General features: G+C 47.7%; 11 protein-coding genes. 6 read left to right on the top strand and 5 right to left on the bottom strand.

Going from position 1 to position 13,899, the window contains the following annotated elements:
* Nucleotides 1-12: 12 nt before the first annotated feature.
* Nucleotides 13-819, bottom strand: coding sequence for a flagellin N-terminal helical domain-containing protein (locus HA050_RS16745; protein ID WP_166828656.1), 807 nt, complete (start codon nucleotides 817-819; stop codon nucleotides 13-15).
* Between the two features lie 186 nt (nucleotides 820-1,005).
* Here HA050_RS16745 and HA050_RS16740 point away from each other — a divergent pair, with 186 nt between their 5' ends.
* Together HA050_RS16740 and HA050_RS16735 are read left to right on the top strand one after the other, a co-directional pair.
* Nucleotides 1,006-2,319 (top strand): anaerobic C4-dicarboxylate transporter family protein, encoded by a 1,314-nt coding sequence (locus HA050_RS16740; protein WP_166828653.1) that lies wholly within the window; start codon nucleotides 1,006-1,008, stop codon nucleotides 2,317-2,319.
* Nucleotides 2,320-2,394: 75 nt separating this feature from the next.
* Nucleotides 2,395-2,805, top strand: a complete 411-nt coding sequence (locus tag HA050_RS16735; protein WP_166828649.1) for a hypothetical protein — start codon at nucleotides 2,395-2,397, stop codon at nucleotides 2,803-2,805.
* Nucleotides 2,806-2,830: 25 nt separating this feature from the next.
* Here the strand turns inward: HA050_RS16735 and HA050_RS16730 are convergent, their stop codons facing one another.
* The 3 genes from HA050_RS16730 to HA050_RS16720 form a co-directional block, all read right to left on the bottom strand.
* Nucleotides 2,831-5,155, bottom strand: a complete 2,325-nt coding sequence (locus HA050_RS16730) for a Tex family protein (protein ID WP_166828646.1) — start codon at nucleotides 5,153-5,155, stop codon at nucleotides 2,831-2,833.
* 169 nt (nucleotides 5,156-5,324) lie between these two features.
* Nucleotides 5,325-6,095, bottom strand: a complete 771-nt coding sequence (locus HA050_RS16725) for a substrate-binding periplasmic protein (RefSeq protein WP_166828643.1) — start codon at nucleotides 6,093-6,095, stop codon at nucleotides 5,325-5,327.
* Between the two features lie 44 nt (nucleotides 6,096-6,139).
* A complete protein-coding gene (locus tag HA050_RS16720) occupies nucleotides 6,140-6,814 on the bottom strand; it encodes a glycerophosphodiester phosphodiesterase (RefSeq protein ID WP_166828640.1) in 675 nt (224 codons plus the stop codon).
* A 54-nt stretch (nucleotides 6,815-6,868) separates the two neighbouring features.
* On the opposite strand from HA050_RS16720, the gene HA050_RS16715 reads away from it, so the two are divergent.
* The 3 genes from HA050_RS16715 to apbC all read left to right on the top strand — a co-directional run bounded on the left by HA050_RS16715 (nucleotide 6,869) and on the right by apbC (nucleotide 10,666).
* Nucleotides 6,869-9,073, top strand: a complete 2,205-nt coding sequence (locus HA050_RS16715; protein WP_166828637.1) for a patatin-like phospholipase family protein — start codon at nucleotides 6,869-6,871, stop codon at nucleotides 9,071-9,073.
* A gap of 30 nt (nucleotides 9,074-9,103) precedes the next feature.
* Complete coding sequence (locus tag HA050_RS16710) at nucleotides 9,104-9,388, top strand: PsiF family protein (protein ID WP_166828634.1); 285 nt, start codon at nucleotides 9,104-9,106, stop codon at nucleotides 9,386-9,388.
* Nucleotides 9,389-9,580: 192 nt separating this feature from the next.
* Nucleotides 9,581-10,666, top strand: a complete 1,086-nt coding sequence (apbC, locus tag HA050_RS16705; RefSeq protein ID WP_166828631.1) for an iron-sulfur cluster carrier protein ApbC — start codon at nucleotides 9,581-9,583, stop codon at nucleotides 10,664-10,666.
* A gap of 58 nt (nucleotides 10,667-10,724) precedes the next feature.
* Here the strand turns inward: apbC and HA050_RS16700 are convergent, their stop codons facing one another.
* Nucleotides 10,725-11,810: a serine hydrolase gene (locus HA050_RS16700; protein ID WP_166828629.1), complete on the bottom strand. Its 1,086-nt coding sequence runs from the start codon at nucleotides 11,808-11,810 to the stop codon at nucleotides 10,725-10,727.
* A gap of 244 nt (nucleotides 11,811-12,054) precedes the next feature.
* Here HA050_RS16700 and HA050_RS16695 point away from each other — a divergent pair, with 244 nt between their 5' ends.
* Complete coding sequence (locus HA050_RS16695; RefSeq protein ID WP_166828626.1) at nucleotides 12,055-13,776, top strand: PHA/PHB synthase family protein; 1,722 nt, start codon at nucleotides 12,055-12,057, stop codon at nucleotides 13,774-13,776.
* Nucleotides 13,777-13,899: the final 123 nt, after the last annotated feature.

Here is a 13,899-nt window from a genome sequence, read left to right as displayed (position 1 = left end):
CCGCGTTTTTATTTATGAGCGAAGAAGTGAGAGCACTTGCTGCGGGGCGGCATTGGCCTGAGCCTGAGCCGCGATATTGGCCTGTGCACGAACCTGTTGCTGTACAAGGTTTGCGGTTGCGGCGGCGTAATCGGTATCGGCTACTCTGCTTTTTGCCGCAGAAAGGTTTTCAGAGCGGTTTTGCAAATTAGCCGCGCTGGCTGTCAGGCGGTTGCTGACCGCACCAAAATCGGAGCGGGCGCTGGAAACAGAAGCTAAATCACTGTCCAGCCTGGATAAAGCCTGCCCGGCTGCTGCTGCGCTGGATAAATCAATCTGGCCGTTGCTGCTGTTAAGTTTTGTCAGATCTGGCCTTGACAGCGCAAGCTGGTCACCGGCATTGGCACCCGCCTGAAAATTTAAATTTCCCTGCCCCTGTAACAAAGCAGTGCCATTGAAATTGGTGTTTTGCACAATATCGCTATTAGCTAAAGACAGCTGATTGGATTCTTCCTGGATGGCGGCCCTGTCTTGGGGGCTGAGGGTGTCGTTCCCCGCAGCAATGGTCAGCTCACGAATACGCTGGGTGTTATCCTGAATGGTGCTTAAGGCGCCGTCAGCAACCTGAGTCAGCGAAATACCGTCGTTTAAATTGGATCTGGCCTGGTTGCTGCCCGCAATTTGTGCTGCAAATTGCTCAATCAGCACGGTGCTGGCCGGGTCGGCCTGGCTGCTGCGTTTGGCTGAAGACAGCTCACTCAGTGATTTGCTCAGCGCTGTGCTGTTTAAACTATTCTGTGCATTGAGCGATGGCAAGTTAGCAGAAATTCCTAAAGCCATGATATTTACTCCCAAGACAATCCTCTCTTAAACCATACTCTGCTTAGGCTCTGCCTTCAATGCTGAAGCGCCCCGGCACAGACCTGCGGTTGGGCTCAGCCTATATCGGCCGGGTTTGCGCTGCCTCAGCTTGTGCTATTGCGGGCCATGGCAATATAGCAAATAGAATTTTTGAGGATATATATTGTGATTGCACTAGAGTTTTTGGTGGTGATTGCCGCAATCTTACTGGGTGCCAGGCTTTCTGGAATCGGCCTGGGGGTAATGGGCGGTTTGGGTTTGGCCATTTTGGTATTTATTTTTGGTTTGCAGCCTACAACTGCGCCAATTGATGTAATGCTTATGATTATTGCCGTAATCACAACGGCGGGCTGTTTACAAGCCGCGGGGGGGATGGATTTTCTAGTGCGTATCGCTGAAAAACTGCTGCGCCGCGATCCAAAACGCATCACCTTTTATGCGCCATTGGTAACGTATTTTTTTACGCTTTTCGCAGGTACCGGCCATGTGGCTTATGCGGTTTTACCGGTCATCGCCGAGGTTGCACATGAATCGGGTGTACGGCCTGAGCGCCCATTATCGATTGCTGTGATTGCATCGCAGGCCGCTATTACAGCCAGCCCCATTTCTGCAGCAACAGTCGCCTTGCTTTCGCTGCTTTCACCATCCGGAATTCATTTAGGCGATATTCTGATGATTGCCATTCCTGCCACTCTGATGGGGACGATGGCCGGGGCATTTGCGGCCAGCCATCAGGGCTGCGAGCTGAAACTTGATCCTGTTTATCGTGGCAGATTAGAGCGGGGTGAAATTCAGGCTTTGCAAGCTGAGGAGCGCCTGGCTTTACCAAAGGAAGCCAGCCGTTCGGTATGGCTGTTTTTACTGGCGGTGTTTTCTGTGGTGATGCTGGGTACTTTTCCGGCACTCAGGCCAGAGTGGCTGGTAGCAGGCAAAAGCGTGCAGCTGAATATGGCGCAGGCAATTGAGATTGTAATGTTGTCTGCAGCAGCTTTGATGTTGCTCTTTTGCAAAGTGAAGCCAGATGAAGTTGTGAAGGGCTCGGTATTCAGGGCTGGCTCGGCTGCAGTGATCGGGATTTTTGGTGTGGCATGGATGGGCGACACTTTTATTCAAGCCAATATGGCGCTGTTTTCCGGCTCGGTGAAAGAGATTGTGACTGCTCAGCCATGGCTGTTTTCAATCGCCTTATTTGGCATGTCGATTTTATTGTATTCACAAGCCGCAACGATTCGCGCATTGCTTCCCCTGGGGATTGCCCTTGGGATTCCTGCTCCGGCTTTAATTGCGATGTTTCCTAGTGTAAACGGTTATTTCTTTATCCCTAATTACCCAACTGTGATCGCTGCAATTAACTTTGACCGCACGGGTACAACCGGGATTGGCAAGTATTTACTGAATCACAGCTTTATGCTGCCAGGCCTTGTCTGCTCGGCGGTTTCAGTGGGATCTGGCTTCGCTTTGTCTCATATCCTCTTGTAATATAAAGAAAAATTACCCATCGCTTTGGGTAATCCTTCCTGGTCATCAATCGGAAAAATCGTTGATGATGCAGAGATGGATACCCAAATTCAAACTTCACCGGCAAGCGGAAGTGTACGTAATCAACAGGATGACGTGCACAACAGGCAGCAGTTTTCCCTGCAAAGGATGGCTGCGCGCACGGAAAAAAGCGCTTTCAAAGATGAAATCAGTGAGCTGAAGGCGGATGAGTCACAGCCGCTGGATTTGCAAGTGCACCGGAGTGTGCTGGAAACAAAGACGCTTGATACGCAATTGCTGCTGTCGCAAATGCTGATGGCTTCTGCACTATATTGGCCTCAGCTGGCCATGAACTCTGCAAGGCAGGATATGGCGGCGTCTTCAGTCCGCCATCCGCAAAGGATAGAAAATGCCCTGGCCAGCTACCGGGCCATATCTTCTGTCACGGGGACGGAATCAGGAGCAGGATTGGCAGCCACCGCCTAGTGGCTGCCTTTTTTTTCGTCTATTTTTAGCGCTTGGTTTTTAAAGCTGCCAGTGCCGCAGCCATCGCACCCTGTGCTTCCGGCTGACGTTCAACTATTTTTTTATCCCTGGCTGTCATGCTTTGCTTCACCGGTTCACCACCTGGCGTGGCGCTGCCGCTTAAACGCATGGTCAGCGCAATGCGTTTTCTGGCGACATCAACTTCAGCCACTTTAACTTTGACCACATCACCGGTTTTAACCACTTCCCTCGGATCTTTAATAAAGCGGCTGGATAGCGCCGAGATATGCACTAAGCCATCCTGATGCACACCAATATCAATAAATGCGCCAAAGTTGGTTACATTGGTCACAACGCCTTCCAGCACCATATCCAGCTTTAAATCGGCAATTTTTTCAATACCTTCAAGAAAGCTGGCGGTTTTAAATTCCGGGCGGGGATCACGGCCGGGTTTTTCCAGCTCGGTCAGAATATCTTTAATGGTGGGCACACCAAATTGCGCGTCGGCTAATTCGGCTGGATTCAGGCTTTTAAGCAGGCTGCTGTCGCCAATAATCTGGCCAATGTTTTTGCCCACTTTAGCGATGATTTTTTCTACCAGCGGATAGGCTTCCGGGTGAACGGCAGAAGCATCCAGCGGGTTTTTTCCCGCCATCACGCGCAGGAATCCGGCTGCCAGCTCAAAGCTTTTATCGCCGATGCGTGGCACTTTCAGCAGCGCTTTACGCTCAGCAAAAGCCCCGTGCTGATCGCGGTAGGCCACAATATTCGCCGCCATGGTGGCGCTCAGGCCTGATACGCGGCTTAAGAGCGGCACCGATGCCGAATTCACATCCACACCTACTGCATTCACGCAGTCTTCGATTACGGTATCGAGCATCCGTGCCAGCTCGTTTTGGTTTACATCATGCTGATACTGGCCCACGCCAATGGCTTTGGGCTCGATTTTAACTAATTCGGCCAGCGGATCCTGCAAGCGGCGGGCAATGGATACCGCACCGCGCAGGCTGACATCCAGCTCAGGAAATTCTTTGGCGGCAAACTCAGAGGCAGAATAAACCGATGCGCCCGCTTCAGACACCACCAGCTTTTGCATGGCAAGCTCCGGCATCAGCTTAATCAGCTCGATAGCCAGCTTATCGGTTTCACGGCTGGCCGTGCCATTGCCAATAGAGATCAGCTCTGCACCGTGTTTTTTTGCCAGTGCGGCCAGGGTGGCCAGCGATTCATTCCACGCTTTGCGCGGCTCATGCGGATAAATTGTGGCGGTGTCCAGCAGTTTGCCGGTGCGATCAACCACGGCTACTTTTACGCCGGTAAGCAGGCCAGGATCAAGGCCGATGGTGACCTTAGGGCCTGCGGGGGCGGCCAGCAGCAGATCTTTCATATTGCTGGCGAATACTTTAATGGCCTCAATATCAGCCTGCTCTCTCAGCTGGCTTAACAGCTCGGATTCCAGGCTTAAAAAGATTTTGGTGCGCCAGCATTGTCTTACAGTATCGATCAGCCATTTATCTGCAGGCCTGTCCTGGTTTTTGATGCCAAAACGCTCTGCGATACGCATTTCGCAAATATTGGGTGCGCTGTTTCGCGTTTTTTCGTTTGCAAGGCTGGCGGCTAATTCTTCGGGTAATAGAATTGATAAATTCAGAATGCCTTCGTTTCTGCCGCGCAAAATAGCCAGAATACGGTGCGAAGGCATGGCAGAGATTTTTTCGTGGTAATCAAAATAATCCGCAAATTTAGCGCCTTCAGCTTCTTTGCCTGCGATCACCGATGTTTTGCTGCTGGCATTGCCTTGCAAAAAGCTGCGCAGCCGGGCGATCAGCTCCGCGTCTTCACTAAAGGTTTCAATCAAAATTGCGCGCGCGCCATCAAGCGCAGCTTTGGCATCTTTGATCTCTGCCTTTGCATTGATAAATGCGCTGGCGGCTTGTTCAGGGCTGAGCTGCGGATTGGCAAGCAGTTGCTCTGCCAGTGGTGCAAGGCCCGCTTCTCTGGCTATTTGCGCCTTGGTGCGGCGTTTTTGTTTAAAGGGCAGGTAAAGGTCTTCAAGGCGCTGTTTATTATCTGCGCTGAGTAATTGTATTTTTAATTCAGGGTTCAGCTTGCCCTGTTCGGTGATGTTATTAATGATGGCAATTCTGCGCTCTTCCAATTCACGTAAATAGCCAAGGCGCACTTCCAGATTGCGCAGCTGGGTGTCATCCAGCCCGCCGGTGACTTCTTTGCGGTAGCGGGAAATAAATGGCACGGTGGCTCCATCGTCCAGCAGGCTGACAGCAGCAATCACTTGTGCTTCGCGGCAGGCAATTTCGGTGGCAATACGTTGGTGAATTGAAGGCAGCATGGTGCAGATTCTACAAAAGCGGGAAGAGTTGTATTTTACGGCTTTTATTGTAAGCGTGGCGGGATAAGCTGCATTTTTATATCATGGTGATTAAGCAACGCTGCCCGGCAGATATTTGCCCGGCAATGTAAATGGTATTTTTTCCAGCCTGCTTACTTATCAAATGCTTTTATTGATTGATTTTATTTCGTGTTTCATCTACGATTTTTTGAAAATCACCGCTTGCTTTCAGTTTTTTTAAACCACTGTTAAACCTGTCAATTAATTCTTTACCACGCGGATGTTTATTCCAGATAACCACATGCATTGGGGCCAGCCAGAAAGGTTGTTTTTGCCAGGTGATTTGAACGCGTTTTTCCGGTGCAAAGTTATGCTGTAATAAATATTGGCCTACTTCAATATCAATGGGAAATAAATCAATATGGCCGGCAATTAGTTTTCTGAAGCCTGTTAAATCATCGGCCGCCCGGTCTGTATTTAAAATTTTTTGCTTTTCTAAAAGAGCAAATTCATCTGAGTAGTAATTTCCCAGTGTGACTCCAATCCGGTTGTTTTTTAAGTCACTTAATTTTTTCCATGGTTTTTTATCATTAATTCTTTCAAAAAATACCATGGTGGCTGAAAGTACCGGGTCGGTATAGAGCAAATCTTTTTGTCTTTCGGCCGAAATAGCCCAGCCAAAGCTGCCATCCAGAATGCCTTTTCTGGCCACTTCAAGCGTGCGGTTATTTGGGTAAAATTCGTAGCTGACCTGCACATTTTCACGGGCAAAGGCTTCGAACACCAGCTTGGATAAAATGCCAAATTCAGCTAAATCTTTGCCCATATAAGGGGCCCATTCCTGATTGGAAAGGCGGATTTTAATCGGGTCGCTGGCATAGCTGAGAGGCACCAGCATCAGGCTGAATGCGATTGCCTTAGATAATAAACGGAGCTTCATTTTCTTACCTTTTCAGGTGATTTTTATCATTTTTATGATTAAAGCTACTGGCGTGCAAACCCCGGTGTCAGGCCAACGAACTCCGGGTAATCAGTGATCATGCCCTGCAGGGGAAAGGCGTTGCAAATAAGATGCTCTTTTTCTGTCTGAGCGCCATAAACAAAATTATTAAAACCCTGTGCATAGCTTTGATTGAGTAATTCCAAATCAAGCACTTCATAATCCCATATGAGGGTGCGCAGGCGCGGGTGTGGCATGGCAGACAATAGAAATTCGTTTAATTGTGCCGGGCGGTGTGCAATTAAAAAAGCACAATCCAGATGAAGCTCTTTTTCAATATGGAGTGCAACTTCGTGGTGAAACGAGCTGATAAGAAGTTGCCTGTTATGGATATAGTTGTTCAAAATAGCCAGACATTCAGGTAAAACAGAGGGCGTTTTGATTTCAATATTCCAATAGGCATCAGGAAACGCATCGAGTGCTTCAGATAAAGTCGGGACGATATAACCGGATAAATGGGATAATTCGCTGCGGTTTAATGTGGCTACGGCCGTACCATCGGGTGCATTGCGGTCATGATATAAAACGGCTTCCCCATCTGCAGATAAGCGTACATCTGTTTCTATTCCAGCAAAGCCGGCCGTTAAGCTCAGAGCAAAAGCCGCAAGCGTGTTTTCTGGGGCTGTGCGGTGTAAACCGCGATGTGCAAGTCGCAACATAGAATCGGTTACACTCTTGGAAAAAATGAATATTTCAATTTTAGGATGCGATGCATGCTTCGTGCCAGAAGTTTTCTGAGTAAATCTGCATTTATCATCGTACTGGGTTTCAGCTGCGTTTCCCTGCAGGCGTTTTCAGCCGAACGCCCCCGGATCGGGCTGGTGCTGGGCGGTGGCGGCGCACGGGGTTTAGCCCATATTGGTGTACTGAAAGTCCTGGAAGAAGCCCGTGTGCCTGTTGATTGTGTGGTAGGAACCAGTATCGGCTCCCTGGTGGGCGGGGCCTACGCAGCCGGGCGTACTCCGGAAGAATTAGCCAGCAGGGCTGTTGAAGCAAATTGGGATGATTTACTCAGCTCAAGCTTGCCGCGCCAATTGAGTGCGGTCAGAAAAAAACAGGACGATAAGCTTAATCTGGTGGGGATAGAGCTGGGCATGCGGGATAGTGGCGAAGTGGCTTTGCCTTCTGCAGCAATCAGTACTCAGAAAATTGCCTTGTTTTTACGTGAAATGACTTTTGGCGGGACTATTGCCTCGTTTGATTCTCTGAGCATTCCCTATCGGGCGGTCGCTACTGATATTGAAACGGGCGAAATGGTGGTGCTTAAAGATGGCGATATTGTGACCGCAATGCGTGCCAGTATGGCTGTACCTGGCTTATTTCCGGCCGTAGCGCGGGATTCGCGTTTATTAGTTGATGGCGGCCTTGCCAGAAATGTGCCGGTAGATGTGGCACGTTCGATGTGTGCCGATGTGATCATTGCTGTGGATGTGGGCGCGCAGCCTTTAAACCGGGATCAGATCAATAGCATTTTAAGTACGGCTGATCAATATACCCGTTTAATGGTGGCGCAAAATGTGAAGCCACAATTAGAAAGCTTAAAACCGACAGATGTTTTAATTACGCCTAATTTAGGTACTTTAAGCTCGGCAGATTTCAAAAAGGGCCAGGAATTTATTGCGAAGGGAGAAGAAGCTGCAACGCTGAGCTTATATCAGCTGAGTAAGTATTCCTTATCTGAAGCAGATTATGCAGCATGGAAAAAAAATAAATTAGCGCACAAGCTCCAGCCTCAGCCCGTGCAAATGGTGGACGTTGTGCCGATGCGTAATGTGAATCCGGATGTGCTGAAAGAAGCGCTCGATGTGCAAATTGGGCAGAAATTAAACAGCGATGATTTTCATAAGCGCCTGGCAGAAGTCTATGCACGCGGTGATTTTTCTCAGCTGGATTATGAGCTGACTGATCATGATGGCGCACAGCAATTAACGCTGGTGCCAAGGGAAAAAGACTGGGGCCCTAATTACCTGTCTTTTGGTATGGGTATGGGGACCGATTTTGAAGGCAATAATCCTTATGCATTAACCGCAATGTATAAGCGAACCTGGATTAATTCTCTGGGGGCAGAGTGGAAGTCTTCTCTTCGGGTGGGCGACACAATGGCTTTTCAGACAGAGTTTTATCAGCCTTTACAGCTCGATGGTTATGCCTTTATTGCGCCTTCATTCAGTTATAAATCAAGCCCTGTTTCCATTTGGCAAGGCGGAGAAAACCTTGCTCAATATCGCTATGCACAATCCCGTTTCGGGCTTGATCTTGGCTCCAGCCTGACTCGCTTTGGTGAGGTGAGATTAGGTGTTTCTTATCAGCATTTTGATGCGGCTAAGCAAATTGGTGCTGCAATTGCTTCAGACAGTACCGATGGGGATTATGGCGTTAATCTGAAAGTTTATTACGATCAGCTGGATCACCTTTATTTCCCTGGCAAGGGGGATCTGGTCAATATCAATGCTTATTACGCATTAAAAGGGCAGGGTGATTTTAGTAAATATGGCCGGATTGGTATAGAAGCAGAGCACGCGTTTAATTTTAATGGTGTAAAAGGGAATCTGGCCGTACAGGGGAGCTATAGCTACAAAGATGCGCCATTTTTGCCTGATTTTCAGTCTTTAGGCGGGTTTTTAAATCTGTCCAGTTATCGTAAAAATGAGTTATTGGGTGAAAACTCAATTTATGCAAAAGCGCAGCTTTATTCTCCTGTTTCATTATTGGGCTTAAGTGTAGGCGGCAGTTATTTGGGAGCCGCCATCGAGACGGGCCGGATGTTTAATGTGCTGGATGAGACACAGGAAGGCTGGCATACATCTGTTACGGGGTTCTGGGCAGCGGATACTTATTTGGGGCCGTTTTATTTAGGCGCGGCTTACGGCGATAATAAAAAATTGCGTTACTATTTGATGCTGGGTAATCAATTTTAATCAGTAAAACACTTTTTTCAGGAGAGGGTTATGTTAAAACAGAGTCTGCTTGGTGGTGTAATGCTACTGGCTTTTGCTGCAACGTCCTACGCCGGGCCTCAGCAGGAGAAAATGGCATCGTGTAATAAAGATGCCGGAGCTCAGTCTTTAAAAGGCGATGCGCGTAAAGCATTTATGAGTACTTGCCTGAAAGCTGCTCCTGCTTCGGCTCCTGCAATGACGCAGCAGGATAAAATGAAGCAGTGTAATAAAGATGCAACAGGTAAGAAGGGCGATGAGCGCAAAGCATTTATGAGCAACTGCCTGAAGAAGTAAGCCTGATGGCCGCCTGAACCGGTATTCAGGCGGCTTGAAATGCGCCTGATCATCCCCATATTTCTGATTGAGCAAGGTTTGATGTGCCGCCAGCCTTGTAAGTAGCCCCTCTGGTACATTTAAATTTATTGCCCCAAGTTGATTATGACCTTTCTTGACCGTCTCTTTCGTAAGACCACTGGAACATCTGCCATGCCCGACCTCTTACTTGCAGCCCTTAGCTCTGTTATTGATCCCAATACGGGCCGTGATTATGTTTCTGCTAAATGTATTAAAAATTTAAAATTTGCCCAGGGTGTGGCTAGTCTTGAAGTTGAGCTTGGCTATCCGGCTAAAAGCCAGTTCGCTGCAATTTCGGCTCAAATTGAGCAGGCATTAAAGGCTGTGGAAGGTGTGAGTTCGGTTCAGCTGAAAGTTTCCAGTCATATTGTTGCTCATTCCGCACAGCGCGGCCTGCCGCTGCAAAAAGGCATTAAAAATATTATTGCGGTGGCAAGTGGCAAGGGTGGGGTGGGTAAATCGACAACGGCAGTGAATCTGGCATTGGCTTTAGCGGCAGAAGGCGCAAGTGTGGGTTTGCTGGATGCCGACATCTATGGCCCATCGCAGCCCACTATGATGGGCGTGGCCGAACAAAAGCCTGAAGCCGTAGAAAACAAATATATTTTGCCGGTTGAAAATCACGGCATTAAAACGATGTCGATTGGATTTTTAATTGATACCGAACAGCCTATGGTTTGGCGCGGCCCTATGGTTACGCAGGCATTAACGCAATTACTCAATGAAACACTTTGGGGTGATTTAGATTATCTGGTGATTGATTTACCACCAGGCACCGGCGATATTCAGCTCACTTTAAGCCAGAAAGTGCCGGTAACCGGTGCTGTTATCGTGACCACGCCACAAGATATTGCCCTGCTGGACGCGCGTAAGGGCATTAAAATGTTTGAAAAAGTGGGCGTACCTATTCTGGGCCTGGTAGAAAATATGAGCGTGCATATCTGCAGCAATTGCGGGCATGCCGAGCCTATTTTCGGCGAGGGGGGAGGGGCCAGAATGGGGGCTGATTATGGGATCGAATTACTGGGCCAATTGCCGCTTGATTTATCGATCCGCCTGAATGCAGATGCCGGAAAGCCTTCGGTCGTTGCCGATCCTGATGGCAAAATTGCTGAGCTTTATAAAGCCATTGCCCGTAAAACCGCCGTTAAAATTGCGGCTAAATCACAGGATTTCTCCAGCAAGTTTCCCAAGATTGTGATTCAGAAAAACACCTGATTTTGCACGCAGCCACTAAAAAGCCCGAATTAATTCGGGCTTTTTAGTGCTCTGAATATCAGCCAGCGCGTGATTTGCTCAGCGATGTGGTTTCAATCCACTTGCGAACACGTTGCGCATCACCGATACGGGTGTATTTGCCATTTGAATCGAGCAATACAATCACTACTGGCGTGCCATTAATGGTGGCTTGCATAACTAAGCAGCGGCCTGCTTCATTAATAAAGCCGGTTTTTGATACACCAATATTCCAATCGACTTCTTTAACCAGCGGGTTGGTGTTGTGAAACGCCATATTCCTGCCTGATTGATTAGAGATAAAGCTATATTCGCTGCTGGTTGTGAAATCATGAATTTCAGGATAGCGGTGCGCCGCTTTAACCATTAAAGCTAATTCACGTGGGGTGGAAACATTATTAGGTGTTAAGCCTGTTGAATCATAAAACCGGCTGTTTTTCATTCCTAATGACAGCGCTTTTTCATTCATTTTTCGAATAAAAACCGCCTGGCCTGCAGGAAATGTGCGGGCTAATGCAGAGGCCGCCCGGTTTTCAGAGGCCATCAGCGCTAAAAGCAGTAATTCACCACGGGTGAGTGTTGTACCCACGGTAAGGCGCGAGCTGGTGTTTTTTAAAGTATCCACATCAGCCTGGCTGATGGTGAGTAATTCATTTAATGGCAGTTGCGCATCAAGCGTCACCATTGCCGTCATTAATTTGGTAATAGAAGCAATTGGGGTGAGCGAATCGGCGTTTTTTTCATACATGATTTCGCCATTTTGCTCATTGAGCACCAGCACACCTGCTGATTGCACTCCCGGATTATCCAGCGTGGTGGATAAAGCTAAAGCGCGTGAAATCGAAACATCTTTGCGGGCATTGGCAATCGCACGGCTTGTAACATGCTTATTGCCTTGTTTTGCAACACTTTCGGATTTATTTGATGTTTTGGTATTCGATTTTTTAGACGCTTTGCTGGTTTTTGTTGTTTTAGCTTTTGAAGTATTTTTTGTTGTTTGGGTTGCTGATTTCTTTGCTGACGTTTTTGTGACCGTTTTATGGTCAGTATGTGCCGCCGCAAAGGCTGGCGCCGTCAGGCCCAGCGCTGCAACAAGAGTGCAGCAGGAAAAAATGCGGTACAGCATGAGATAGTAACTCCGAGGCTAGGGATGGCCGGAACATGGCACCGTCATCCTTCATAATTGTGCTCTTATTTTACGCAATGATTTTTAAAATGTCATGTTAAATCAAATAGTACGGTACGATTTGTTAGAAATGGGATTAGAATAATTTTTCACGTTTTTATTTTACTGACGCTAGTTAGTTGTTGCGGTGCAGCAATAACTTGCTAGAATGGTGTTCCTTTCGAGTTGCTTTCGGAGAAAACCGATGTTTAATAACAAATCGATGGATGAATTCTTCCAGCAGCTTACTGAGACCAACCAGAAACTGTTGCAAAGCTGGGTTAACCTTTCACAACCAGGTGAGCCAGCCGCTGACCTGGCACCTATGCAGCAGATAATGACCGGTCTGACGCAAAGTAATCCTTTTATCGCACAACACAGCGATTTTTATAAACAGCAGCTTGATTTGTGGCTGGGGCTGATTGGTGCCAAAGAAAAAGCACCCGTAGCCGTCCCGGAGAAAGGGGACCGCCGTTTCAATGCGCCGGAATGGGAGCAACCACTGTTTGATTACATCAAACAGAATTATCTGGTGACTTCCCGCTGGCTCTTGCAAATGGTTGAGCAAGCGCATACGGATGATGCCGCTCGCGAGAAAATGAGCTTTTTTACCCGCCAGTATGTCGATGCAATGAGCCCGGCAAATTTTGCTTTTACAAATCCTGAAGTAATGAAGCTGGCTTTGGAGAGTAAAGGTGAAAGCTTGCAGGAAGGCATGAAGAAGTTAATGGCGGATATGCAGAAAGGCACTATCACCATGACGGATGAATCTCAGTTTGAGGTCGGAAAAAATCTGGGCATCAGCCCCGGACAAGTCGTCTTCGAAAATGATCTCTTCCAATTACTGCAATACACCCCTTCTACCGCCAAAGTTTATTCTCGCCCCCTCCTGATTGTGCCGCCATGTGTAAACAAGTACTACATCATGGATCTGCAGCCTGATAATTCTCTTGTTGCCTATGCTGTGAGCCAGGGTTTTAAAACCTTTCTGGTTTCCTGGAAATCGGTCACGCCTGAAATGGGCCACCTTGAGTGGGATGATTACGTTGAAAACGGCGTGATCACCGCGTGTGATGTGGTGCGTAAAATTGGCAAGGCAGAAAAAATAAATGTGCTGTCTTTCTGCATTGGCGGCGAGCTGGTTTCTACTGCCATGCCGGTAATGCAGGCGCGTGGATTGGATTGGATTGAATCGGTTACTTTAATGACCGTAATGATTGATCATACTGAGCCGGGTGATATCAAGCACTTTATTGACTGGAATCTGATCCGCAAGCGTGAGGCCCTGTTAAGTGAAGGTGGTGTGATTGGTGGTAAAGAGTTATCACGTACTTTCTCTGCTTTACGCTCAAATGATCTGATCTGGAATTACGTGGTTAATAATTATCTGAAGGGCAAAACACCTGCGCCATTTGATTTACTCTACTGGAATAACGATTCGGCTAATCTGGCCTTGCCTATGCATACTTTCTTTTTAAGAAATATGTATTTGGAAAACAATCTTACCAAGCCTAATTCATTCAGCCTTTGCGGTGTGCCGATTGATTTAACCACGATCATTACGCCTACTTATATTTTTGCGGCGCGTGAAGATCATATTGTGCCATGGCAATCTGCATATTTAAGCACACGTATTTTTAAAGGCCCGCTGCGCTACGTACTTGGGGCTTCCGGCCATATCGCAGGCGCGATTAATCCGGTAAAAGCAAATAAGCGTAATTACTGGGTAAATGAAGATTTATCGGGTGATGCAGAAGCGTGGCTTGAAGGTGCTGAATCCCGGCCTGGCAGCTGGTGGCAGGATTGGAGCCAATGGCTGATTCCATTTTCAGGTGAGCAGGTTGCCGCGTCTAAAACGCATGGAAATGCTACTTTCAAACCGATAGAACCCGCGCCGGGCCGTTATGTAAAAGAGCGCTTAGACTAATTAAAAGAGTCGCTGAGCTGCTTTAGCCTGAAAAACTGAAACAGCAATAAGCGATTATTACGCTGTAAATGATGGCAGATTAATTCTGCTGATAAATGCATTGCTTAATCAGCTGTTGGGTCA

The organism is Iodobacter violaceini (assembly GCF_011601265.1).
Classification (GTDB): domain Bacteria; phylum Pseudomonadota; class Gammaproteobacteria; order Burkholderiales; family Chitinibacteraceae; genus Iodobacter; species Iodobacter violaceini.
This window is presented reverse-complemented; position numbering and strand designations above follow the sequence as displayed.

Excerpts from the sequence above, each read along its gene's own strand:
- HA050_RS16745 (WP_166828656.1), bottom strand. The coding sequence starts at position 819 with ATGGCTTTAGGAATTTCTGCTAACTTGCCATCGCTCAATGCACAGAAT.
- HA050_RS16735 (WP_166828649.1), top strand. The coding sequence starts at position 2,395 with ATGGATACCCAAATTCAAACTTCACCGGCAAGCGGAAGTGTACGTAAT.
- HA050_RS16730 (WP_166828646.1), bottom strand. The coding sequence starts at position 5,155 with ATGCTGCCTTCAATTCACCAACGTATTGCCACCGAAATTGCCTGCCGC.
- HA050_RS16725 (WP_166828643.1), bottom strand. The coding sequence starts at position 6,095 with ATGAAGCTCCGTTTATTATCTAAGGCAATCGCATTCAGCCTGATGCTG.
- HA050_RS16720 (WP_166828640.1), bottom strand. The coding sequence starts at position 6,814 with ATGTTGCGACTTGCACATCGCGGTTTACACCGCACAGCCCCAGAAAAC.
- HA050_RS16715 (WP_166828637.1), top strand. The coding sequence starts at position 6,869 with ATGCTTCGTGCCAGAAGTTTTCTGAGTAAATCTGCATTTATCATCGTA.
- HA050_RS16710 (WP_166828634.1), top strand. The coding sequence starts at position 9,104 with ATGTTAAAACAGAGTCTGCTTGGTGGTGTAATGCTACTGGCTTTTGCT.
- apbC (WP_166828631.1), top strand. The coding sequence starts at position 9,581 with ATGCCCGACCTCTTACTTGCAGCCCTTAGCTCTGTTATTGATCCCAAT.
- HA050_RS16700 (WP_166828629.1), bottom strand. The coding sequence starts at position 11,810 with ATGCTGTACCGCATTTTTTCCTGCTGCACTCTTGTTGCAGCGCTGGGC.
- HA050_RS16695 (WP_166828626.1), top strand. The coding sequence starts at position 12,055 with ATGTTTAATAACAAATCGATGGATGAATTCTTCCAGCAGCTTACTGAG.